Genomic DNA, 22,295 nt, shown 5'->3' with positions numbered 1-22,295 from the left:
TAAATATGTATCAGGTAAAGATCTACCCCTTATCTATCCATTTTTATGAGTCATATACTGTCCCATCTGCCAACTATACATAACTCGTTATTTATTAACAGAAAAAGGAGTAGACTTCTCTACTCCTTTTAGCTATTCATTTACTATTTTACTTTTATAATAATTATATTCATACCAACAATCATAAGAATCTTTTACTTCTTTTACGATCTTTTTTTCATATTCTCTTACTTCTTTTTTTATCTCTTCATCTCCTACATCATATAATCTTAGTATTTCTTCTGTGGCATCATAAGACAAACTCTTTAAATAATTCATATCAATTTTGTGTTTATTTTCATATCTTTCAATATTATACTTAGCCACTATTTTATCTACGTTTATGTAATTTAGAAGAATATAAACGCTTAAAACTGCAATCACTCCTGTTTTAAAAATAGGTACCCTTTGAACCCATATTCCAATGAAAACAACAAAAAAAAGAATTCCTAAAAAAATCATAAATGCTTGTACAAAAATCCTAAGTCTTGTAAATCCAAATTCCTTTTCATATAAAAACATTTTATAGCTAGCAGAAAAAAGCATATTAAAAGTAAATGCAATCAATAAAGTATAAGATGTATTTAATACTTTATTAAGTTTTTGACTTCCTTTTTTATTAAATTTCATACTAAATATCAATATTAAAAAATTAAGCAATGTAACATAAATCAGCTCAAAAAATCCTTTTCTTGCGTAAGCTGAATAACTAAGTCCTTTCGGAGTATGCCCTCCATACAAATAAGAAAATTGGATCATACTAAACAGCCCATATATAATACAAATCGCAAAAATTACTGTTATAATAGTAACTGGTTCCCATGCAATCATTTCCTCTTTCTTTTTTTGTTCTTTTAACGTTTCTTTATACTGAAAACTCCACAAAAATCCAAATAAATATAGCGTTATGATCATAACCCATATCATATGCCTTATACCATTCCATATATTAAACTTACCTAATATTTTCCACATATTTTCTATATAATAAGCAAATACCATATCTGCCGATGCTAAAAGCCCTATGATCACCAATAAAAGAGGAACTGCAATGACCAGTCCATGTAATATATTTCTTTGATTAGAATTCATTTTAGAAAATTTTTTAGAATACAAAATTTCTTTTGTAAAAGGAAAAAATCGATTGATAGCACCACAAGATTCTTTAGATATTCTATATAATATTTTTTCAAAAAAATCTATTGAAATCTCTTTATACCCATAGTTAATCATATATATATAAGTTGTAATCAATAGTGGTATTACAATAATATTCATCCCTCTTAATACTTCATTATTAAATATAGAAAAACTCATAGATAACAAGATAGCAGCTATAACAAAAACATAACTAAAGGTATTTTTTATATCCACCTTTTTAGATAAAGCCCATATACTCATTCCCATCATACACATACTAAAAAGAAATACAGAAATCCCAAATGCTTCTCCACTAAAAAAATATCTAGACAATATAGCCATCATAAAAGCTGTACAGATTAATCTTAATTTCTCATTGATACTCTTTTCTTGATCCATGCTTATTTTTTCTTGTCTACATTCTTCTTTTTTCGATTCCATATATAACCTTTTTTCTATGAAAGTCATTTTATGATCCACAATATCCCTCCTCTACTCTTTTACATATTCTAATAAATCCCCAGGCTGACAATCTAATTCTTTACATATAGCCTCTAAAGTAGTAAATCGAATAGCCTTAGCTTTATTATTTTTGAGTATAGATAAATTGGCATTGGTAATTCCCACTCTTTCTGCTAGCTCAGATAAAGAAATTTTTCTCTTTGCCATCACAACATCTAAATTTACAATAATACTCATCATGCTCCTCCTTTAAATAGTAAAATCATTTTCTTCTTTTACCTCTACCGCTTGTTGAAAAACTTTAGATAAAATCAATAAAAAACATCCTGCAAAGAAAAAAATAAAAAATTCCATATCTGTATGTACTCCTTTTATATCAATGGTAATCAAATTAAATTCTGTATACTTTGGACTAATAAAAAAATTCAACAAATAACAAGTTGTAATAATAAAGCATTCTATAGATATGTATTTTAATCGAATTGCATTTTCCATAATAAAAGGATTTACATCTATTAAAGAATGTACGATCTTTCTTAAATGAAAAAGAATCATCATCAAAGAAATACTTCCAGATATAAATAAAATAAATATAAAACTTTTTTGAAACATATTTAGATTCAAATCATTAGAAGTAATCATATTTTTTACAAGATAAACAAATATGAAAACACCAATAATCATTAAAATGTTAAGCATTATTTTTAAATAACTTGCTAAAGAACTTTTTCCATAATATTTCACATAAACAACCTCCCTTATATTTTTCAATATTATATTATCATGTTAAGAAATGTTTTTCAATATATTTTTATCGAAAAACAATAATAATATATTGAAACGAAATAAAAAAGAAGCAAAAATAAATTTACTTCTTTTAAGATAAATATTTTTTCTCTTTTAATTTTTTAAGGATTTTATTGTATACCATCTCTTGATTCATATCTTTGTATTCTATCTGATTCATAAACATTTTTGTCAAAAGCATTGCTAACTCTGTTTTCTCCTCATCTTCATTTTTATTTAAAATGATTTTCATCATACTCCCCCTTTTTTTATAAATATTCTAAAGAAGGGTTGTATCATGACTTCATTCCTAATTGAATTTCAAAAAATTCTCATATTCCTTTCAGAATTACTCATAGCCTAAGGGCAATTCTTTCATTTCATTTATATAATTTTCTAAAAGATTAAAAAGCCAGAGTATGTTCTCTGGCTTTTGGAAATTATAAAATTTTTTGAAGTTCATTATACAGATGATCTTTAATCATTTTTTGATTTAATTCATTTACAATTAATAAACTTACTTGATCCTCTTGCATTTTAAGTACTCTTCCCTTTTGTTTTGTACCTATTACATTTACAGGGGCTCCTACTTTCAAAGGCATCATATTTTCACTACTACAACAACCACACTTTAAATCATTCTTTTCAATTTTTCTGCATTCTTTGCAGTAATAAAGATTGGACATCCCAAATTCCCCCTTATGTTCTTATAATATTTCACTTAATCATATATATTCAATAAATTTTCCGAATTACCTCTTTTATTTTGAAATTTCCAATAATTTATTTAAAATAAATAGTCTCCATCTTAAGATGCAGACTATGACAAATAATCCACTTGTATCTTTTTATTTTGTTTTTTTGCAAGTTTTATTGTTTCTTCTAGATTGGACAAATCTATAATTACTTTATGTCCTATATTTTCTTTAATAAAAAAAATCATTGCCTTATCATTTTTTCTATGTATATTTATTTCACTCATTTCTGTAAACTTTATCCTTCTTTCACTCTCTTTTCCTAGTTTTTTAATTTGAATCAATAATCCATCCTCTTCAATAAAAATACTTTTTTCAAAAAAAGAAGCATAAATTAAAACAAGCCCAAATAATATTTTTAGATATTCTCCATCATATAGGGCAGATCCAATAAATAGTATTCCTATTCCTATGATCATATATTTATGTATATTGGATAGCTTCTTATTAGAATGAGTCTCAATCAAATCATTTCATCTCCTTTTTATTGTCATTTTTATATGATTCAATTCAACACAATATTCCAATTTCCTTCTTTTGCTAATATGATCAATAAAAAATATTCACAAGCTACAATTACAATACAACAAATGATATAGAGACTTAATTGATTTTCTCTACATACATCCTTCCAATATTCCCCTCTTATCAAAGAAATAATATTAGGAGTAAGAACATATCTTATACAATTCCTAAACTCATTCATGTTTTCAAAAAATAAATGAAATAAATACTTATATACAGGAATATTGATAATGATTAAGATCAGAAGTAATACTTTTTTCATATTGATCCTCCTAAAAAACTAATATACAAATATATGTTAAATTGTTCTAATCTCTTTTTCTATAAATAAAATAACTTCTTCATCTACAGCATCATATTTATTTTTAAAATAATTGAGTATCCTATCTTCTAATTTTTTTTCATCAATCCATACTTCATCTTTTTCTTGTAAGTAAATCATAAGTAATTCTTCATCTTTTTTATCCAACTTATTTTTTATATTCTCTGGAATCAAATTCATAAGATATAGCTTTTCTTTTTCTTCTTCTATGACCATAGTAGATGATAAAATATCTCCTATCCTTGATTCATCTTTTCTAAAAAACATCATAATAATTCCTATCATATAATTGTCTACAAATATCTTTAATAAATTTCTAACAAGAGAATGTTTAATATCCATAGGCTGTCCGTTTTTTCTAATGGCTCTTAATCCTAATACTTTTTTTCCTAAAGTTCTTCCATCCATAACCATTTCTGATACAGTAAAATATCCATAATTAATAAATGCAAGGATCAGCATAATAATGGCAATATAATAAGAATTTTGAGATTTAAAATCAATTTTATAATTTGTTTGTAAAAAAATCATAAAAATTATAAAATATAAAATTCCTTGAATCAAATAATCTAAAAACCCTGCAACTATTCTACTCCCTACTCCTGCTAGTCTATATTCTATTTCTATATTCTCTGGAGTAGTAATAAAAATCTTCTTCATCACAATTCCTCCTTTTTACTCATATTGAAATTTGTTACAATAATATTGAGGTGATGATTTTGAAAGAAAATATATTTATTGAAAAAAATCAAAGATACTGGGAAGAACTAGAAAATCTCATATCTCTCTTTGGTAAAAATAATATTTCATCTATTCATTTCAATGAAATAAAACGTTTTTTATATCTTTTTAGAACAACGAGTCATCATTTAGGTTATGTTCGAACCTTTTACCCTAAATCTAATCTTGAAAAATATTTAAATGCTTTAATAGGAAATGCACACCATCATTTATATACAGTGAAAAAAAATCCTTGGTATGATTTTAAAAATTTTATATGTCATACCTTTCCTCAAAAAGTTCATACATATTTTCCATTTATATTGTCTAGCTTTTTTATATTTCTTTTAGGCATACTCATAAGCTTTTTTATGGTCATTCATGACTCTTCCACTAGCTTGTATTTTTTACCTAAAGATTTATTAGATTCTATTGATTTTACATTTTCTCCAAAGGAATGGGATTATCCTTTAATGTCTAGCCAAATTATGATCAATAATATAAGAGTAAGTCTGGTAGCTTTTGTATACGGAATATTTCTAGGATTAGGTACTATATATATATTGTTCTTTAATGGCTGTATGTTAGGAGCTTTGACAGGTATGGTATTTTTAAAAGGGGATCTTCTTTTATATGCTTCCTTGATTCTTCCTCATGGTATATTAGAGCTTACAGCCATATTTATTGCAGGCGGTGCTGGTTTGATTCTAGGAAAATCCCTTCTTATTCCCGGGAAATATAAAAGATTAGATTTTGTAGTAAAAATGGCAAAAGAAGGAGTATTTCTATTATTAGGTTCGATCCTATTCTTAATCATAGCAGCCATTATAGAAGGTTTTTTTACTCCATTATCTATTTCTCCTATCATCAAATTATTTTTTTCTTTCTTAACTTTGATAGGAATTTCACTATACTTTTTAAATCCTTATAAACAAAGACATCCTTTATAAGGATTTTTTACTTTCTATAGATGATCCTTCATAGTTCTAAATCATTTCCCTATTTTTTACTTTCATATATTCATTTACGGCTTTATAGATAATCTCCTCTTGATCACATTCTATACAGATGATTCCCTTTTGATTTAAAGCTTTTATAATCTTTCTTTTTTCATTTTTCATTTCATAAGCCATTCCCTTTTGATAAGCATCTTTTTTGTCTTGTACTACTTGGTTAATGATATTGTCTATTTTTTCATCTTTAACTAAAAATATAATCACACAATGCTTTTTTGTTATATATTCTAATCCTTTTTCCACATAGTAAACTTCTTGCAATGTATCTATATCTGTAAACATACATATTAAACTTCTTCTTTTTTCATGTTTACTCAAAGAAAATAATACCTCATCATAATTAGATGTAAGTTTTGTTCCCTTCACATGGTATAGTGCTTCTAATATTTGATTTCTATGATAATCCCCTTTAGACGGTTTTATATAGGTATCTACCTTTGTATTAAATACAATAAGTCCTGACTGGTCTTTATTATGACAAACTACATCAGATAAAAAAACAGAAGCATTAATGGCTAAATCTAGTTTGCTGTATTTATTGACTCTATAACTCATAGTCCTTCCTATATCTAATAAAATATAAATATGTTTATTATTTTCAGGTTCATATTGATTCACCATCAATTTATTTTCTCTTGCACTTTTCATCCAATTGATTTTTCGAATATCATCTCCTTTTATATATTCTCTTAAGCTTTCAAATTCTTTTCCCTCTGATCTTTTTTTTATAATATGATTTTGCCCATATAAAATATTTTCTTTTGTAAGCATCATATGATATTTTTTTAAATTTTTAAGACTAGGATATACCTTATATTCTTCTTTATTTTTCAATAATATATCTTTTGTAATAAGCCCTAATATACCTCTTCTTCTTATGTAAATTTCTTCAAGAAAAAATGCTCCTCTTTCACTAGGTTTGATATTCCATACAAATTCCTTTTGATCATGAGGAAAAATAAAATCTTTTATTATATCCTCTTTATATAAAAAAGATTGTGGAAAATCATGTAATACATGAATATGAGCTATCTTTTTGCTTTTATTGTATATTTTTATGGATATCTTTTCTTCTTCTAGTAAAGATAACTTTTGATCTCCTATTCTCTCTATTTCAAAAACATTTTTAGTAGGAGTCATCCAATAATCAACAATCATCAATATGCATAAAATTCCATTATAAAAAATAAAGCTTTCTATAAATAATTGAGCTTTAATACTTGCTCCTATAATGAAAATCCCTAAAGCTAATAATCCTAAAAACAATCTTGTAATAGACATATTTTCACCACCCTTAGCGGGGAACCTTCACATTAGATAAAATTTCACGGATTACATCCTCTGTTTGAATACCTTCTACATAAGCTTCTGGTTTTAAAATCAATCTATGTCTTAATACAGGATACGCCATTTTTTTTATATCTTCTGGGATTAAAAAATCACGCTCCATTAATAAAGCATTTGCTTTAGATGTCTCAAGTAGTGCAATAGCCCCTCTTGGACTACTTCCTATTTCTACAAAAGGAAATTGTCTTGTTTCTTTAATAATTTCTACAATATAAGTAAGTAAATGATCTTCAACCAAAACTTTTCGTACCTCTTCTTGACATTCTAAAATATCTTGTATTCCTCCAATTGACTCAATAGACACCTTCTCTAATGTTTTATCAAAACCTTCATGATATCTTTTAATAATCTCTTTTTCTCCTTCTATAGAAGGGTACTCTATATATATTTTCATTAAAAATCTATCTAAAAGAGCTTCTGGCAAAGGATATGTTCCTTCATATTCTATTGGATTTTGAGTAGCAAAAACAATAAAAGGCTCCTTTAATACATAGCTTACTCCATCCATTGTTACCATTTTTTCTTCCATAGCTTGAAGTAAACCAGCTTGTGTCTTAGGAGGTGTTCTATTGATCTCATCTCCTAGCAAAAGATTTGTAAATATAGGCCCCTTTTTAAATTCAAACTCTCTTTCTTTGGTATTGTAAATGCTTGCTCCTGTAATATCTGAAGGCATCAAGTCTGGTGTAAATTGTACTCTTTTAAAATCTATTCCCATAGTTTTTGCTAAAGATTTTATTAATAAGGTTTTTCCAAGACCTGGGACCCCTTCTAATAGAGCATGGCCTTTTGTAAATATAGCAATAAGTATTAAATCTATTACTTCTTCTTGCTCTACAATTACTTTTTTTAATTCTTTTTTTATGCTTCTTACAAATTCCTTTGTTTTAATTTCTTCCAAGCCCCTTCTCTCCTTTTTATTAGCATTTGAGTCATCTTATCTAGGTCATAAATCATACCTATATCTTTATTTTTATTTTGAAATACCCTCATAGCCTCTTCTTCACATGAAAGATGATTTTTTTTCCATACATCTATCCAATCTCTAGGTAAGCTCGATTGTTTAAAATTCTTTTTATATTCATTTTCAAATTCTTTATAAAATACATGATAAATTTCATTGGTCCATCCTGCTTTTTCATAAAGATTAGCAGCTGCATATAAATATTCATTTTCTCCTCTTTCTATTTCATCTAAAATTTCTTTTGCTTTTCCAAACCTTTTTCCTAAATACCAAATAACTCCTATGATAAGCAATAGTATCTGAAAAAGTACTATTTTTATATGTATAGGAAGATTTTTATACAAAGATGGATACTCTCCTTGTTCAAATCTATAATATTCATTAAAATAAATATTTCCATTTAAATCTTTTATGCAATTTAAAATAAAATAGGCACCTTCTTTATTCTTAAATAAAGTTTTATTTGTAATTAAATTTATATCTCCTATTAACAATTTCCCTTTTTTGATTTGATATAAATAAGCTTTGTCTTTATATTGTTTTAAAATATTAGAATATGAATATTTTTTATAATCTTCTGTTAGATAAATCAATTTTCCTCCATTTTTGATCCAATCTTGTGCTTTTTTTATATCAAAATTTTTATCATACTTACCTTCAGTAATAATATAAATATCTTCATAACCATGTTCTAGAAAATTTTCTCCCTGAACTGCTACAGAATATTCTAGACTTTTAAGTGTATCATAAAAAATAGATACCCCCTCATAAGAAGTATTGAGAGGTAGTGCCTTATTATTTTGACTGTTTTCCCCAATACTTCGATCTATAATATGAAAATAATAATTTGCCACTAAAAATACAATGATCAATACCAAAGCTATTCCTTTTTTTTTATTCTTCATGATAATTGTAAACCTCCAAAAAAAGGTCATTTACTGTTTCTTTATAATTCATATATCGCTCTTTTACAACTGGTTTATCTCCATACCAAATATAGTAAAAATAATCTCCTATATTCTTAAATAATCTTACTTCTTTAAATTTTTTTATCTTTAATTCTGTTATAATTTCATCATTTGTTTTTGTATCATCTAAAAAACATAAAGATTTTTCATTCATTAAAATCAATATACTGATAAAATAATATCTTATAGCTTCTTTATAATTATTATTTTTTTCAAAGTTTTGAGCTTTTTCACACAAACTTTCATAAGTAGTTCTTTCATCAATTTCTTCTCCATAAATTTCTTTTTTATTTAAATCTTTATCTTGTTTTGATGAAAATGTATAATAAATTAATATACCTATAAAAATGAAAGCAATTATGATAAAAAAGCTTTGAGAACCTTGAGAATTCATATGAGAATGGGGATATCCTTTTTCTAATCCTTTATCCAATAAATGCAATATTTTTTCAACAATTTTTTCCCATATACTCTCCTTCTCTTGAAGATGCATATATTTAGAACTATGAATCACTTCATCTACTGCTTTTTCAAACACTTCTTTTGAGGAAATAGTCATAACTTTCACTTATTTTCTCCTTTATTCATAATGTATATCTATACTTTTAGGAAGTTCTTCTTCTTCCTCAAGTTCATCCATCATATTATGTATTTTTAGTCCTTCTTTTTTATATTTCATATTCATATAATAAAAAGTCCAAATAATAGAAGACATAGGTGCTAATAGAATTCCTAGTATAAAATCTAAAGGAACCTTTAATTTATCTCCCCAAAGCATGATTTGAGTTATAATAGATTCTCCTCCTGCTACTTTTCCTAATAAAAAATATACTAACGCAGATATAGCTGCTATAGCTGAATAAAAAGAAATACTCACGCCCCACTCAAATATGAATATACTAAAAACTCTAAAAGCATTTCTTAAAACCTCACCCTTTGCAAATTGTATACTTTTTTTCATAGATGCAAATCCTTTTTCATGATCAAATATCGCAATATGAAGTGAATAAAACAAATAACTTCCTAAAATAGCAGATACAACTGAAAATAATACTCCACCTATTAAAATAGCTGTTAAGGTGCTAGAAGCCATCTTACTTTGCCATAGAGTAATAGTTGTAACAGTCATACCGCCCAATCCTAAAATGATTAAGATAGGTAATACACATATAGAAAAAGCACATACTAACCTAAATACTTGTTTAAAGCTTGAGAAAGCTTTTCCAACACCCTCAGAAGCACATAAATTTTCTCCATTTATATAGCTATATACCATATAAAAAATTCCTGCCTTATTCATACCCATTAATGTTCCTAACAATATAATCATTATCACTACAAATACTACAAAACTAAATAGTCCACCTGCTCCTTCTAATGTAATCCATGTTATCATAGGAACGATTACAAACATTCCTACTACAAATAAAAGTATCATAATAATTGTAAATAATATTTGATATCCAATAATACTTTTTAATTTCTTTCTATATACTTCTACAGAAAGATCTAATACAGTTGCATCAGATATTTTACCTCTAAACCATTCCTGCATTTATATCCCTCCTTCTAGTTCATGTTTTTATTTTAACACATTTTTCCATAATACCATAGTTAAGCATTTAAGGATATTTCAGAATTTTTATGCTTTCATATAAACTCATTTAAAACTAAAATTTTTAAAAAATGATTTCTAAATCATCTTTCATTTCTATTGACAATCATCGTTTACAAGTGTAAACTTTGGTTATAGTTTACATTTGTAAACAAAACTAATATGGAGGTATCTTCTATGCATCCTATTCCTAAAATATCTGAATCAGAATTAGAAATTATGAAACTTTTATGGAAAAATCATCCTTTATCATCTAATGATATCATCTCTTTACTAGACGATAAAATGAATTGGTCTAATCAAACCATCAAAACATTTATCAATAGGCTTCTAAAAAAAGAAGTGATTAGTTTTCAAAAACATGGGAAAAACTATCTCTATTTTCCTTTAATATCTTATGATGAATATGTAAAAGTAGAAAACAGTTCTTTCCTTCAAAAAATGTACGATGGTGCGTTGAGTATGCTTTTTTCAAAATTTTTAGAAGAAGAAAATTTATCCACTAAAGAAATTGAAACCCTTCAAAAAATTTTAGAAGAAAAGAAAGAGGATCTTCATTCTTTAAGTGAAAAGGAGAAGGATCTATGAATTTAATAGAGATAATTTTTTTATGGATTTTGTCTGCTTCTTTTATAGGTACAATGATCATCATTCTTATTTTATGCATTCAAAAAATTTTAAAAAATTATCTTAATCCTAGGTTTTGTCATGCTTTATGGCTCTTAGTATTAATAAAATTATTAATTCCTTTTTCTTTGGAAAGTCATTTTAGTTGGTTAAATCTTTTCCCTACAAGCTATAGCAATTTATCAGAATATAATGGGTCTATACCTTTTCAACATGAATATTTAACCTATTTAGACAGAAACTTAAATCCTATGAAAATAAATTTTGATTTAAACAATACACAAAATCAATATACTGAAAAAGATTCTTATTTCATAGAAAATGTTCATCATCTAGAAAATAAAAAAAATCATTTCACAAGATTATCTACTAAAAATTTTTTCACTATATGTTCATATATTTGGTGTATTGGTTTTTTATCTATAGCCATCTTTCTTTTACTAGCTTTCATTCAGTTTAATAAAAAAATAAGATCTTATGACAAAATCAGTGACCCTCAGATCATAAATCTTTTGAATATCTGCAAAAAAAAATTAAATATCCATAAAGATATCTCAGTTTATAATGGCCCATCACTAAAAAGCCCATTTATTTATGGATTTTTTCATCCTAATATTTATCTATGTAAAAATTTATTCAATAACTTACATGATCATCAGCTCATTCATATTCTTTTACATGAATTAGGTCATTATAAAAGAAAAGATTTATTTTTAAACTTATTTTCTACAATAGCTATTCTATTTCATTGGTTTAATCCTATTGTATGGTTTGCAATGAAAAAAATGAGAGTAGATAGAGAACTAGCATGTGATGCTTATGTTCTTGAAATGCTAAAGCCTGATGAATCCATTTCTTATGGTTTCACTCTTATTCAACTCTCTAAAATTTTTTCTACCCATCATAGCCAAAAAATGCTTTCTACACATTTTTATCAAAGTCAGCATGAACTGAAAAGGAGAATTATCATGATTAAAAATTTTAAAAAAGGCTCTTACAAAATATCTGTTTTAGCCCTTAGTATATTAATTTTACTTAGTTCTATTACACTTACGAATGCCCAGATAAAATATTCCAATCAAGAATTTAATTTAAACACATCTAATAAGCATTTTAATACCTTAGAGCGAGCAATGGATTTTGTAGATTTTGACTTTAAAGTTCCTGATTTCATAACCAACAAATATACTTTTGGAGACATCTCTTTACATAAAGATCAATTAAATATAAGCTTTGATGTAGCAAATGTTGTGGATACTTCTGCCTTTCGTCTGATCATCTCTAAAACAAAACTTTTAGATCATAAAATTTCTAATGATACCTCTATAGGTACTTATGGTGAAAAAATCAGTACAAAAACTATCCTAGAACCTATGATTATTGGCAATATTCATGGTACTCGTGTCACTACCCAAACTCACTTTGAGTGGACAAAAGAAGGTATTCAAAAATTAGAAAAAAATAATACTAAAAATTCAAAACGTATACCTATTAGTAATTTTATTCTTAAAGATTTTATATGGGAAGATAATGGTATTTGGTATAGTATCAATTATTATTGTAAAGATACTTCTTATTATGGGGACTCCAGTGAACGACAAGTTTCTCAAGATGATATGAAAGTAATTTTATCCTCTTTAAAATATCCTAAAGAATTACAAAATATGAGCTATGAATCCGAGTCATGGAAAAACCATTTATATATATACGGAAGTAAAGACTTAAAAAGAGCTCAAAATATTCTTGGCTTTATTCCAAAGTTTCCTCTACAATTGCCTGGGAAATTTACTGCTACATCTTCAAACACTGGTGAATCATGCTATTTTGATACTGAGCCTTGGTCTAGAATAAAAACCATATTTGAAAATAAAAATGATTCTACACAAAAAATAGAATTTTATCAAACAAAAGCTCCTTATCGATATGACTTTTTAGAAAAAAACGGATACGATAGAGAAACAAAAGACAAAGCAAATACCATCTATATAGATCATATGAAAATTTTTGTCTTTAAAGAAAATTTACAACAATGCTATATATGGAAAAAAGATAATATAATCTATACAGCTAAATTTGTTAAAACCATAGATTCTACAAAAGATATATTAAAAGCATTCATTCATGAACCTCCTTATTTTGATCAAAATAAAACAAAGTAATTACAAAAACATTATGCTGTAAGGATTCGAGGAACGGTTAATAACTTTTGTTCTTATCTTTATCTAAAAACCTCTTAAGAAGTTACAATTTCTTAAGAGGTTTGATCTTTTCTATTCTAGATTTTAAAAAGCGCAAAAGGATATTCTTCTGTTGGTTTAGATTCAAATGTCATAAACTTTTGATCCTTCGGATGATAAAAAGAAAGACTATAGGCCCAAAGAGCAATTTGTGTCCATTTCTTCATTTTCACAAATGTTTTATTATATTTATTGTCTCCCCATATAGATAAATTGGCATGAGAGAGCTGAACACGAATTTGATGATGCCTGCCTGTCTTTAGATCGACCTCTAAAAGACTTAAAGTTCCATATTCATCTGTATCTACACTATCTATCCACTCATACTCAAGTATAGCTTCTTTACCAGCTTTTGACTTATCCGTTACTACCTTTGACATATTTAAATCTCTAAGCTTTTTCAAATAGTTTCTTAATTCTCCTTTTGTATTTTCTGGTTTCCCACAAACTACAACATAATATTTTTTATTAAACTTTTTGGTTCTAATTTGTTCAGAAAGTCTTGCATTATCCTCTTTGGTCTTTGCAAATACCATCACTCCTCCAACAGGTCGGTCTAGTCTATGAACAAGTCCTATATATGGATCTTTTGCAGATGGGTACTTTTCCTTTAAATATGCTTTAATCATACTTAACATATCTAAATCAAATGTTTGATCACTTTGTGAAGGAACCTTTGGTGGCTTTTGTACAACTATAATATGTTGATCTTCAAATATAATGTTCATATGTATCTCCTTTTATATATTTTTATATTTCATCCATAATCACCTTTTTAGGCCAATTCTTTTTAACATATTTTATAACAAAATAACCAGCTACTATACATAAAAATAGTCCTGTAAAAAAGTAAATATCTATTTCTCTTGGAGTAAATACTTCATTTTCTGATGATGAATCCATAAAAAAGCCAATAATTTGCATCAATGTAGCAATAAAATTATTAATAAAATGTGCGCACATTGTAATCAATATATTTTTTGTTTTTAGATAAAGTAAACACAATAAAATTCCAGTTACAAAAGCTCCTACTATAGCCAACTCCATATGCATAATTCCAAATGCAATAGAAGAAATAATAATAGCTTTTCCTATACTATATCTTTTCTTCAATCTATGAAAAATAACTCCTCTAAACAAAAGTTCTTCTACAATAGGTGCCAATAATACAGCTCCTATGCATTGATATATTAATGAACATAATGTATTCGTATCTCCTTCTTCTAATAATTTATAGGCCAAATTTGGATTTATTTTTAATAATAATCCTAATAAAAAGAATACAAAACCTATACTAAAACTCATATCCATTATAATAATTTTAAATACTTCACTCCATTTTATTTGTTCTTTAAAACGATAGATTACATCTTTTACTTTTATATTACTTTTCCTTACTTTATATATAAACCAAAAAAGCAATATTGTATTTATCCATATCATCCAAAAATAAGCATCTTGTTCAATTCTTTTAAAAATTCCTTCTGATATAATAGATAACATCATTACTATAATAGTTATTAATACAAATACACCTACCACTTTTCTTATTTTAATACTCTCAAAAAAATCCTCCATTGTCTCCTCCTATATCCTCTAAATTCTTAATTTTTTATTCTATCATTCTTCCATTTATTACCCTATTTATTTTAACATACTTTTCTTTATAATTCTTTAAAAATACTCTACCTCTTTATAGGTCTATTTTACAAATTACATAGGTCTCATTTCCTGTTTTTCCCTATATTCATTGAAACGAAATGCGATCTATTATAAAATACACCTTGTACTTTTTATATAATTATTTTATTCTAAATTTATCATTCAAGGAGAATATCACATGAAATATTTAATTAATTTAGATGGTTTTGAAGGTCAAAAAATAGAGGTGCAAATGAGTAGTATAAAAGGTCCTTGTTTGTTCATTAATGATCAACCTGTTCCTAAAGGTAAAAAAAGAAAAATGTTATTGACGAGAAATGATAGCAAAGAAGTTATTGCTACTTGGAAACATAATTTTTTAGGTCTAGATCTACCTTCATTAGTAGTAGATGGTAAAGAAATTCAAATTGTTGAACCTCTTAAATGGTATGCAAAAGTTTGGTGTTTTGTACCTGTTCCTCTTGTTTTTTTAGGTGGTGCTATAGGAGCAGGTCTAGGTACAATTGGTATCAGTATAAACAGTATGATTTTTAGGTCCTCTATGAATATTTTTGTTAAGTTTTTATTATCATCTTTAGTATCTTTATTTGCTTGGGTTGCTTATTTTATGGCTGTCTATGCCATTACAAACTAATTTATAACTTCTTATAAAACAACAACTCATGGATCTTATTTCCATGAGTTGTTATGATTTACTCTTTATGTACACTTTCCAAAGCTTCTTTTTTATCTTTTCTATAAAATACTGCTATCCCCATATAAGCCATAATAATCGCTATAAAAGGATTTACTAAATTCAAAAATGCATAAGGGAAATAAGCAAATGTACTTACTCCTAATGTAGCTGATTGATAAGCTCCACATCCATTCCAAGGAAACATAGGAGACCATAGTGAGCCACCATCTTCTAAAGTTCTTGATAGAAAACGTCTTTCAAGACCCATTTCATCATAAGCTTTATAATACATTCTACCAGGTATAATATTTGCTAAGTATTGATCTGTCAATACAAAGTCACATATAATTCCTGTAATAATTGTAGTAGTTACTAGTCCTCCAACAGTTTTTACCTTTTTAATAACCTTTTCTAAAATAACCTCTGTAAATCCTGCTTTTTCTAAAATTCCACCAAAGCACAATGCAAAGATAATGAGTGATATGGTCCACATCATAGCATTTACACCACCACGAGTCAATAACTTATCTACTACTTCTACGCCTGTTTGTGACTCATATCCATAGTGGAAAGCTAAAAGTATTTCTTTAAAAGAAACTCCTTGGAATACAAAAGCCCATATTCCTCCTAGTGTTGCAGCTCCTAGAAGGGATGGTATTGCAGGGACCTTTTTAATAGCAGTAATGAAAACAAATACAGGTGGTATCAATAACCATGGTGAAATATTAAAGTTTTCAGATAAAGTACTTTGAATTAACTCAACATTAGAGGTATCAAAGTCACCAGTTTGAAAGTTTAATCCTATAACCGTATAGATAATCACTGCAATAATAAAGCTTGGTATCGTAGTATACATCATAGCACCTACGTGATCATACAAATCTGTTTCCGCAGCGGCTGCAGCTACATTTGTACTGTCTGACAATGGAGATAATTTGTCTCCAAAATATGCTCCAGAAATGATCATCCCAGCTGCTAATGCAGGATTGATTCCTAATCCTGCTGCTACTCCCATCAATGCAATCCCTACAGTTCCAGAAGATGTCCATGCACTTCCTGTAGCTAATGATACAATAGCACATAATATAGCTCCTGTCGGAAGAAAAAATTTAGGGGAAATAAGATCTAATCCATAGTAGATCATAGCTGGTACAGATCCAGACAATACCCAAGTACCAATTAACATTCCAACAATCATAACAATAATTAATGCTTCTAAAGCTCTAAAAGTACTCTCAAGCATACCATCTCTAATGGTATTCCAATCATATCCTACCCTTAAAGCCATCAAAGCCGCTACTACAGTAGAGATCACTATGGGGATATGAGGCTCCAATCCCAGCACCAACATGGAAAAAACAATGATTACTGCCATTCCTATAATTGGGACTAATGCTTCCCACATATAGGGTTTCCTTGGATTTGTGTCACTTTTCATTTTCGTTTTCCTCCCTTATGTGAACATTTTTTACATACATTTCTATAATTCGATATATTTTCCTATATTCCTCCTTCATTTTACATTAAATTTATTCAAATTTTAATTTTCTAACTTTTTTGTATAAAAAAAATCAGATACTTTTATATCTGATTTTTGAATTTATTTTCTGGTATTCTTTCTTTATATCTCAAAACCTGCTTTCATAAGACGTTTCTTTACTTTAGTTCCAATTCCATAAGCTAAAATAATTTTTACAATATCTAAAGGAATATATGGCAACATTAAAAAAGTAGATTTTTGGATAGACATTTTAGTAACTATAGAAAGTTGAATAATTCCCATACTATATGAAACAAACAATGCGAAAGATAAAATAACACTTTTCATCCAAATACTTTTATTATTTTCAGAGACATATCCTATAATGTATGCAATAATAGGAAAACTTATAATAAACCCTCCAGTAGGTCCTAAAATACTTTGCATTCCTCCTGAAAAATTTGAAAATACAGGTAATCCCATGCCTCCCAGAACCACATAAATCATTTGTGATAAACATCCTAATTTTTTCCCTAAAATAATTCCTGATAAATAAATCGCAAAAATTTGTGGGGCAAAGGGTATAGGACTAAATGGAATGGGAATAGCTATTTGACTCAGAACTGCTGTAATGGCTGTAAAAATAGACGTAATGCATATTTCTTTTAATGAATATTTTTCTTTCATTATATTCCCGCCCTTCTTATTGTTAACTTTCATTATGTATTAGTTAACAATAAGTATAAACTTATTTTATTCTTCTGTCAATATTATAACTTCTCGTTATAATATTTCACTGCATAAAAAAAAGACAATGAAAATAGAATTTTCATTGTCTTTTTTTGTAATATTTGTAATTTTCATTTTTCCTTATACCTTTAATCCATTTACAATGATAGCTGTTCCTTGAGGAGGTATACTTCTTGTTAAAATTCCATTATAAATGATATCTACTTTTTGCCCTACTTTAAGTTCTTCAAAATCTATTACAATTGTGTTCTCATGGATATGAAAAATATATTCAAAATTCTTTTCATCTTCAATCAACAAGGACCTTTTCCCATCTCTAGTATTGATTTCTTTTATTGTACCTGTAATCATTTCATAAGAATCTTTTTTTATATCTTCATTAGGAAGAGGCAATTTTTCCTGATCATCTATATTGCCACCAAATATTCCCACTGTTTGAAAAAAAGGCACAAAATTATTTTCTTTCCATTCAAGAGATGTTTGAACATATCCTAATCCGTCTGCATTATATCTTCCAGCAATCCTTTGCTCAGCATATAATTCATAAGTACCATCCCTTTGAAAGTCAATGGGATATAATCCTCCTAATGGATTGACCCATCCTTGTATGGGCTCTTTGAGTTTTCCATTTTCATCATAAATCTCTGATAAATATTCTTTCCCTTTATAAGTAATATCTAATATATATTTTGTATTGGTACTTTTGCTAATGACTTCAACTTTATAGTAATCTTTATAATTTACCTCATATATAAAAGTACTATCAAATTTTTCAAAATCAAATAAAATCTTTGGCTGATTATTTACAAAAGAATAAATATAGTAAAAAGCATATCCTCCACTTCCACCAGAATCTATGCTGATCAAAATATCATCTATCTTATCTTTTGTAAAATCTCCTAAAAATAAAGTTGGACCATATCCTGCGTTTTGTTTTAATGGTATAATCGTCTGCTTATGAGTTTTTCCATCTACAATCTTTAATCTGATGTTGTTTCTAAATGGACTGTCTTCATAAGGTTTATCTCCTATTAAGTATACATAATCTATCATTCCATCTCCATTTACATCTCCCATTTTACAATCTAGGACATAGTCGTCTTGATGATTCAGATCCGTTGAGTTTACAAAATACATAGGATCATAATACATATTATATCTCCCCTTCATTTTCAACTTACTGATATAATATGTATCATTTCTATTTTTTGCTATAAGAATTTTGCCTTATATTCCATTTAAGAAAGGCTAAATACAACAATCAAAAACATCTTAAACCTTTGTGTTGCTAAAAGAGCATGCGGAATATTCGCAGGCATAACAATAGTTTCACCTTTTTTTACAGTAAAAATTTCTTCTCCTATAGTAATTTGTGCTTCTCCATCCAATATATAAACTAAAGCATCTCCACCTGCAGAATGAGAACTAATTTCTTCTCCTTGATCAAAGGCAAATAAAGTTACACTTAATGGTTTTCCCTGTGCCAATGTTCTACTCACTACTCTACCTTCTTGATATTCTACTAGTGACTCCATTTCTATTACCTTTGCAAAATCAATATTTTTTATTAAATGTGTATTCATATATTTTCCTCCCTATAAACTTTTATTTAATATTAGGATACCCATTTTATTTAATTCATTCCGTGATTTATGTCAATATTAAAATCTTTTTTATAAAATAAATTCTTCAATTCACCTTATCTATGAAATATACATATTTCTTATTCAAATTGGAACAATAATTGTATTATAATTATTCAATATATAAAGCCCCTTTAAAGGAGGAATCCTATATGTATGAAAAAATACTTTCTACTATTATACGAGGCATTATTACATACATTTTAACATTGACACTTAGCAGATTCATGGGAAGAAAACTTATCTCTCAAATGACCTTTTTTGACTTTGTTGTAGGTGTATCAATGGGTTCAATGGCTGCTAATCTAGCAATGGGCCCAAACAGCACTCCTACTACTGCATCTACTTCTCTCATTACATTATCATTATTAGCAATCTTAACAGGATTGCTCCATATTAAAAGCTTTAGAATAAGGAAAATCATTAATTCAGAGCCAGTTATTTTAATCAATAAAGGGCATATTGTTGAAGATAATTTAAGACGTGTACGTCTTACCATAGAACAACTTACCATGCAATTACGTGAAAAGAACATATTCAATTTATCTGATGTAGAATTTGCTATTTTTGAAACTAATGGACAATTATCTTTACTCCCTAAATCAGATAAAGTGCCTCTTACCCCTTCACATATGAATATTCCAACAACAAGTAAAGGATTAATGAAAGATATTATAATAGATGGAAATATAATAGATGAAAATATTAAAGCTATGGGCCTCAATATAGATTGGCTTCAATCTCAAATTCATATGTATGGAATACAAAATCCTTCAGACGTATTTTATGCCGGGGTGGATGATACACACAATATGTATTTGTCAAAAAAGAATAATAACAACACAGAAAAACATGGTAAATATGGAATAGAATAATTGACACATTTTTATTCATGTTATATAAAAATCCACCACTTTTTCATCTATATCTTGACTAGTAGTGGATTTTTTAAATTTCATTTAAGAACTTCTTCATTATCTTGAAAATTCTTCATAGCCTCCGCTGCATGATATGAACTTCTTACAAAAGGTCCAGAAGCTACAAAACAAAATCCTAATTGCAAAGCCTCTTCTTTATATTTTTCAAATATTTCTGGGTGTATATATTCTACAAGTGGATAATGCTTTTTGCTAGGAGGCAAATATTGTCCAATCGTTAAAAAATCACATCCTGCTTTTCTTAAATCTTTGAATACCTCTATTACTTCTTCTTCTCTTTCTCCTAGGCCTACCATAATCCCTGATTTTGTAAATATATTGTTATCCATCATTTTTACATTCTTTAATAATTGTAAAGAACGTTCATATATAGCCATAGGCCTCACCTTTTCATACAATCTTGGAACTGTTTCCACATTATGATTGATTATCTCAGGCTTTGCTTTTACCACTTTGCTTAAAGCTTCATCATCTCCCTTAAAGTCTGGAATCAATACCTCAACAATGATTTTAGGATCATTTGATTTTATAGTCTTTATGACCTTTGCGAAATGACCTGCTCCTCCATCTACTAAATCATCTCTTGTTACTGAAGTAATCACAACATGCTTTAATTTAAGATCTAATGCTGCATTTGCAACATTTTCTGGTTCATTTTCATCCACTTCTTCTAATTCTCCATGGGAGACATTACAAAATTTGCAATTTCTAGAACACTCTTTCCCTAGAATCATAAAGGTTGCTGTTTTTTTACTAAAACATTCCATTCTGTTGGGACAATTTGCTTCTCTGCATACAGTATTTAAAGAATATTTTTTGAGTAAATTCTCTACATCATCTAAATTTCTTCCTTGACTTAAATTGATTCTAAGCCATTGTGGCTTTCTGTAAACTTTCATATATCTCCCTCCTATCCTCTAAAAGCAATTGATCTAAAGTGACTTCTTTATATGTCTCATAATGAAATATTTTTAAAAAATAATTGAATACAAATTGATTTGCCTTCTGAAAATCAAAATTTTTTTCAGTCATATTTTGAATGGATGTAACGCCTCTATTTTCTATCCCACATGGTATAATCCACTTAAAATGATCTAGATTTGTATTTACATTAAAAGCAAATCCATGCATTGTAACACCACGTTTTACAGCTAAACCTATTGCCACAATTTTTTGTTCTCCCACCCAAACTCCTGTATGCTTTGGATCTCTTCCTGCAACAATATGATATTTATCATAGAGTAACTGAATAAATAATTCCTCAAGATTATTAACAAAATTTCTTATACCTATAGAAATGCTTTTTAAATGAATGATTGGATATCCTACAATTTGTCCATCTCCATGATAAGTCACATCTCCACCCCTATTAATTTGAAATACATCTATTCCTTCCTTTTTTAAAAACTCTTTACTCTTTAAAATATGTCCCTTTTGTGCTCGTCTTCCTAACGTAATGACTGGTGGATGTTCTACTAAAATCAATGTATCTTCTATCTCGTTATTTTGTCTTTTTCTTAAAAGCTCATATTGAATCTTTAAAGCTTTTTCATATTCACATTTTCCAAGAAATAAAACATTTAGTTTCACAAATTCACCTCCCAGAATAATGAAAGAAAGTAA

Annotated in this window: 26 protein-coding genes; 5 read left to right on the top strand and 21 right to left on the bottom strand. The window is 27.5% G+C overall.

What is annotated here, in order from left to right:
• Nucleotides 1-132 precede the first annotated feature (132 nt).
• From BN2409_RS07880 to BN2409_RS07850, 8 genes are all read right to left on the bottom strand, one after another.
• Nucleotides 133-1,659, bottom strand: coding sequence for a DUF4153 domain-containing protein (locus tag BN2409_RS07880; RefSeq protein WP_053956079.1), 1,527 nt, complete (start codon nt 1,657-1,659; stop codon nt 133-135).
• Between the two features lie 12 nt (nt 1,660-1,671).
• Nucleotides 1,672-1,878 carry a helix-turn-helix domain-containing protein gene (locus tag BN2409_RS07875; RefSeq protein WP_053956078.1) on the bottom strand — a complete coding sequence of 69 codons (207 nt, stop codon included), beginning with the start codon at nt 1,876-1,878 and terminating at the stop codon, nt 1,672-1,674.
• Nucleotides 1,879-1,890: 12 nt separating this feature from the next.
• The gene (locus BN2409_RS07870) at nt 1,891-2,385 is read right to left on the bottom strand and encodes a DUF2975 domain-containing protein (RefSeq protein ID WP_053956077.1); all 495 of its coding nucleotides are present in this window, start codon (nt 2,383-2,385) and stop codon (nt 1,891-1,893) included.
• Nucleotides 2,386-2,518: 133 nt separating this feature from the next.
• Nucleotides 2,519-2,680 carry a hypothetical protein gene (locus tag BN2409_RS17180; protein WP_199872955.1) on the bottom strand — a complete coding sequence of 54 codons (162 nt, stop codon included), beginning with the start codon at nt 2,678-2,680 and terminating at the stop codon, nt 2,519-2,521.
• 187 nt (nt 2,681-2,867) lie between these two features.
• On the bottom strand, nt 2,868-3,113 hold the full coding sequence (locus BN2409_RS07865) for a hypothetical protein (RefSeq protein ID WP_053956076.1): 246 nt from the start codon (nt 3,111-3,113) through the stop codon (nt 2,868-2,870).
• Between the two features lie 134 nt (nt 3,114-3,247).
• A complete protein-coding gene (locus BN2409_RS07860; RefSeq protein WP_053956075.1) occupies nt 3,248-3,649 on the bottom strand; it encodes a hypothetical protein in 402 nt (133 codons plus the stop codon).
• A gap of 38 nt (nt 3,650-3,687) precedes the next feature.
• Nucleotides 3,688-3,969 (bottom strand): hypothetical protein, encoded by a 282-nt coding sequence (locus tag BN2409_RS07855; RefSeq protein ID WP_053956074.1) that lies wholly within the window; start codon nt 3,967-3,969, stop codon nt 3,688-3,690.
• Between the two features lie 36 nt (nt 3,970-4,005).
• A complete protein-coding gene (locus tag BN2409_RS07850) occupies nt 4,006-4,689 on the bottom strand; it encodes an RDD family protein (RefSeq protein WP_053956073.1) in 684 nt (227 codons plus the stop codon).
• 59 nt (nt 4,690-4,748) lie between these two features.
• Between BN2409_RS07850 and BN2409_RS07845 the strand changes: the two genes are divergently transcribed.
• Entirely contained in the window at nt 4,749-5,699 is a 951-nt protein-coding gene (locus BN2409_RS07845; RefSeq protein WP_053956072.1) for a stage II sporulation protein M, read from the top strand.
• A gap of 36 nt (nt 5,700-5,735) precedes the next feature.
• Here BN2409_RS07845 and BN2409_RS07840 read toward each other — a convergent pair whose 3' ends face one another.
• The 5 genes from BN2409_RS07840 to BN2409_RS07820 are packed head-to-tail and all read right to left on the bottom strand — an operon-like array spanning nt 5,736 to nt 10,599.
• Entirely contained in the window at nt 5,736-7,046 is a 1,311-nt protein-coding gene (locus BN2409_RS07840) for a DUF58 domain-containing protein (protein ID WP_053956071.1), read from the bottom strand.
• Between the two features lie 13 nt (nt 7,047-7,059).
• A complete protein-coding gene (locus BN2409_RS07835) occupies nt 7,060-8,013 on the bottom strand; it encodes an AAA family ATPase (protein ID WP_053956070.1) in 954 nt (317 codons plus the stop codon).
• Nucleotides 7,983-8,981 carry a hypothetical protein gene (locus BN2409_RS07830; RefSeq protein ID WP_053956069.1) on the bottom strand — a complete coding sequence of 333 codons (999 nt, stop codon included), beginning with the start codon at nt 8,979-8,981 and terminating at the stop codon, nt 7,983-7,985. Before BN2409_RS07830 ends, BN2409_RS07835 begins: the two co-directional genes overlap by 31 nt.
• Nucleotides 8,971-9,612: a hypothetical protein gene (locus tag BN2409_RS07825; protein WP_053956068.1), complete on the bottom strand. Its 642-nt coding sequence runs from the start codon at nt 9,610-9,612 to the stop codon at nt 8,971-8,973. Before BN2409_RS07825 ends, BN2409_RS07830 begins: the two co-directional genes overlap by 11 nt.
• Nucleotides 9,613-9,624: 12 nt before the next feature.
• Nucleotides 9,625-10,599: a glycerophosphoryl diester phosphodiesterase membrane domain-containing protein gene (locus BN2409_RS07820; RefSeq protein WP_053956067.1), complete on the bottom strand. Its 975-nt coding sequence runs from the start codon at nt 10,597-10,599 to the stop codon at nt 9,625-9,627.
• Between the two features lie 237 nt (nt 10,600-10,836).
• Between BN2409_RS07820 and BN2409_RS07815 the strand changes: the two genes are divergently transcribed.
• Nucleotides 10,837-11,247 (top strand): BlaI/MecI/CopY family transcriptional regulator, encoded by a 411-nt coding sequence (locus tag BN2409_RS07815; protein WP_053956066.1) that lies wholly within the window; start codon nt 10,837-10,839, stop codon nt 11,245-11,247.
• Nucleotides 11,244-13,445, top strand: a complete 2,202-nt coding sequence (locus BN2409_RS07810; RefSeq protein WP_053956065.1) for a M56 family metallopeptidase — start codon at nt 11,244-11,246, stop codon at nt 13,443-13,445. Before BN2409_RS07815 ends, BN2409_RS07810 begins: the two co-directional genes overlap by 4 nt.
• A gap of 116 nt (nt 13,446-13,561) precedes the next feature.
• Here the strand turns inward: BN2409_RS07810 and BN2409_RS07805 are convergent, their stop codons facing one another.
• Together BN2409_RS07805 and BN2409_RS07800 are read right to left on the bottom strand one after the other, a co-directional pair.
• Nucleotides 13,562-14,251 carry an RluA family pseudouridine synthase gene (locus BN2409_RS07805; protein WP_053956064.1) on the bottom strand — a complete coding sequence of 230 codons (690 nt, stop codon included), beginning with the start codon at nt 14,249-14,251 and terminating at the stop codon, nt 13,562-13,564.
• A gap of 22 nt (nt 14,252-14,273) precedes the next feature.
• Nucleotides 14,274-15,101 carry a CPBP family intramembrane glutamic endopeptidase gene (locus BN2409_RS07800; protein ID WP_053956063.1) on the bottom strand — a complete coding sequence of 276 codons (828 nt, stop codon included), beginning with the start codon at nt 15,099-15,101 and terminating at the stop codon, nt 14,274-14,276.
• 262 nt (nt 15,102-15,363) lie between these two features.
• Here BN2409_RS07800 and BN2409_RS07795 point away from each other — a divergent pair, with 262 nt between their 5' ends.
• Nucleotides 15,364-15,819, top strand: coding sequence for a hypothetical protein (locus tag BN2409_RS07795; protein WP_053956062.1), 456 nt, complete (start codon nt 15,364-15,366; stop codon nt 15,817-15,819).
• Between the two features lie 58 nt (nt 15,820-15,877).
• On the opposite strand, the gene nhaC is transcribed toward BN2409_RS07795, so the two are convergent.
• The 4 genes from nhaC to BN2409_RS07775 form a co-directional block, all read right to left on the bottom strand.
• The gene (gene nhaC / locus BN2409_RS07790; RefSeq protein WP_053956061.1) at nt 15,878-17,299 is read right to left on the bottom strand and encodes a Na+/H+ antiporter NhaC; all 1,422 of its coding nucleotides are present in this window, start codon (nt 17,297-17,299) and stop codon (nt 15,878-15,880) included.
• A gap of 183 nt (nt 17,300-17,482) precedes the next feature.
• A complete protein-coding gene (locus tag BN2409_RS07785; protein ID WP_053956060.1) occupies nt 17,483-18,028 on the bottom strand; it encodes a biotin transporter BioY in 546 nt (181 codons plus the stop codon).
• Between the two features lie 183 nt (nt 18,029-18,211).
• The gene (locus BN2409_RS07780; RefSeq protein ID WP_199872954.1) at nt 18,212-19,243 is read right to left on the bottom strand and encodes a DUF3221 domain-containing protein; all 1,032 of its coding nucleotides are present in this window, start codon (nt 19,241-19,243) and stop codon (nt 18,212-18,214) included.
• A gap of 86 nt (nt 19,244-19,329) precedes the next feature.
• Entirely contained in the window at nt 19,330-19,674 is a 345-nt protein-coding gene (locus tag BN2409_RS07775; RefSeq protein WP_053956059.1) for a cupin domain-containing protein, read from the bottom strand.
• Nucleotides 19,675-19,886: 212 nt separating this feature from the next.
• Here BN2409_RS07775 and BN2409_RS07770 point away from each other — a divergent pair, with 212 nt between their 5' ends.
• Nucleotides 19,887-20,609: a DUF421 domain-containing protein gene (locus tag BN2409_RS07770; RefSeq protein WP_053956058.1), complete on the top strand. Its 723-nt coding sequence runs from the start codon at nt 19,887-19,889 to the stop codon at nt 20,607-20,609.
• Nucleotides 20,610-20,689: 80 nt separating this feature from the next.
• Here the strand turns inward: BN2409_RS07770 and lipA are convergent, their stop codons facing one another.
• Nucleotides 20,690-21,571 (bottom strand): lipoyl synthase, encoded by an 882-nt coding sequence (lipA, locus tag BN2409_RS07765; RefSeq protein ID WP_053956057.1) that lies wholly within the window; start codon nt 21,569-21,571, stop codon nt 20,690-20,692.
• Complete coding sequence (gene lipB / locus BN2409_RS07760) at nt 21,540-22,262, bottom strand: lipoyl(octanoyl) transferase LipB (RefSeq protein WP_053956056.1); 723 nt, start codon at nt 22,260-22,262, stop codon at nt 21,540-21,542. Before lipB ends, lipA begins: the two co-directional genes overlap by 32 nt.
• Between the last annotated feature and the right edge of the window lie 33 nt (nt 22,263-22,295).

It is taken from the genome of Inediibacterium massiliense (genome assembly GCF_001282725.1).
Taxonomy (GTDB): domain Bacteria; phylum Bacillota; class Clostridia; order Peptostreptococcales; family Thermotaleaceae; genus Anaerophilus; species Anaerophilus massiliensis.
Note: the sequence above shows the minus strand (reverse complement) of the source record. Positions and strands in the feature narration are given on the sequence as shown.

What these genes read in the sequence shown, in the direction of transcription:
- BN2409_RS07875 (WP_053956078.1), bottom strand. Translation starts at nt 1,878, where the DNA reads ATGAGTATTATTGTAAATTTAGATGTTGTGATGGCAAAGAGAAAAATT.
- BN2409_RS17180 (WP_199872955.1), bottom strand. Translation starts at nt 2,680, where the DNA reads ATGAAAATCATTTTAAATAAAAATGAAGATGAGGAGAAAACAGAGTTA.
- BN2409_RS07865 (WP_053956076.1), bottom strand. Translation starts at nt 3,113, where the DNA reads ATGTCCAATCTTTATTACTGCAAAGAATGCAGAAAAATTGAAAAGAAT.
- BN2409_RS07855 (WP_053956074.1), bottom strand. Translation starts at nt 3,969, where the DNA reads ATGAAAAAAGTATTACTTCTGATCTTAATCATTATCAATATTCCTGTA.
- BN2409_RS07850 (WP_053956073.1), bottom strand. Translation starts at nt 4,689, where the DNA reads ATGAAGAAGATTTTTATTACTACTCCAGAGAATATAGAAATAGAATAT.
- BN2409_RS07840 (WP_053956071.1), bottom strand. Translation starts at nt 7,046, where the DNA reads ATGTCTATTACAAGATTGTTTTTAGGATTATTAGCTTTAGGGATTTTC.
- BN2409_RS07830 (WP_053956069.1), bottom strand. Translation starts at nt 8,981, where the DNA reads ATGAAGAATAAAAAAAAAGGAATAGCTTTGGTATTGATCATTGTATTT.
- BN2409_RS07820 (WP_053956067.1), bottom strand. Translation starts at nt 10,599, where the DNA reads ATGCAGGAATGGTTTAGAGGTAAAATATCTGATGCAACTGTATTAGAT.
- BN2409_RS07815 (WP_053956066.1), top strand. Translation starts at nt 10,837, where the DNA reads ATGCATCCTATTCCTAAAATATCTGAATCAGAATTAGAAATTATGAAA.
- BN2409_RS07810 (WP_053956065.1), top strand. Translation starts at nt 11,244, where the DNA reads ATGAATTTAATAGAGATAATTTTTTTATGGATTTTGTCTGCTTCTTTT.
- BN2409_RS07805 (WP_053956064.1), bottom strand. Translation starts at nt 14,251, where the DNA reads ATGAACATTATATTTGAAGATCAACATATTATAGTTGTACAAAAGCCA.
- BN2409_RS07800 (WP_053956063.1), bottom strand. Translation starts at nt 15,101, where the DNA reads ATGGAGGATTTTTTTGAGAGTATTAAAATAAGAAAAGTGGTAGGTGTA.
- BN2409_RS07795 (WP_053956062.1), top strand. Translation starts at nt 15,364, where the DNA reads ATGAAATATTTAATTAATTTAGATGGTTTTGAAGGTCAAAAAATAGAG.
- nhaC (WP_053956061.1), bottom strand. Translation starts at nt 17,299, where the DNA reads ATGAAAAGTGACACAAATCCAAGGAAACCCTATATGTGGGAAGCATTA.
- BN2409_RS07785 (WP_053956060.1), bottom strand. Translation starts at nt 18,028, where the DNA reads ATGAAAGAAAAATATTCATTAAAAGAAATATGCATTACGTCTATTTTT.
- BN2409_RS07780 (WP_199872954.1), bottom strand. Translation starts at nt 19,243, where the DNA reads ATGTATTATGATCCTATGTATTTTGTAAACTCAACGGATCTGAATCAT.
- BN2409_RS07775 (WP_053956059.1), bottom strand. Translation starts at nt 19,674, where the DNA reads ATGAATACACATTTAATAAAAAATATTGATTTTGCAAAGGTAATAGAA.
- BN2409_RS07770 (WP_053956058.1), top strand. Translation starts at nt 19,887, where the DNA reads ATGTATGAAAAAATACTTTCTACTATTATACGAGGCATTATTACATAC.
- lipA (WP_053956057.1), bottom strand. Translation starts at nt 21,571, where the DNA reads ATGAAAGTTTACAGAAAGCCACAATGGCTTAGAATCAATTTAAGTCAA.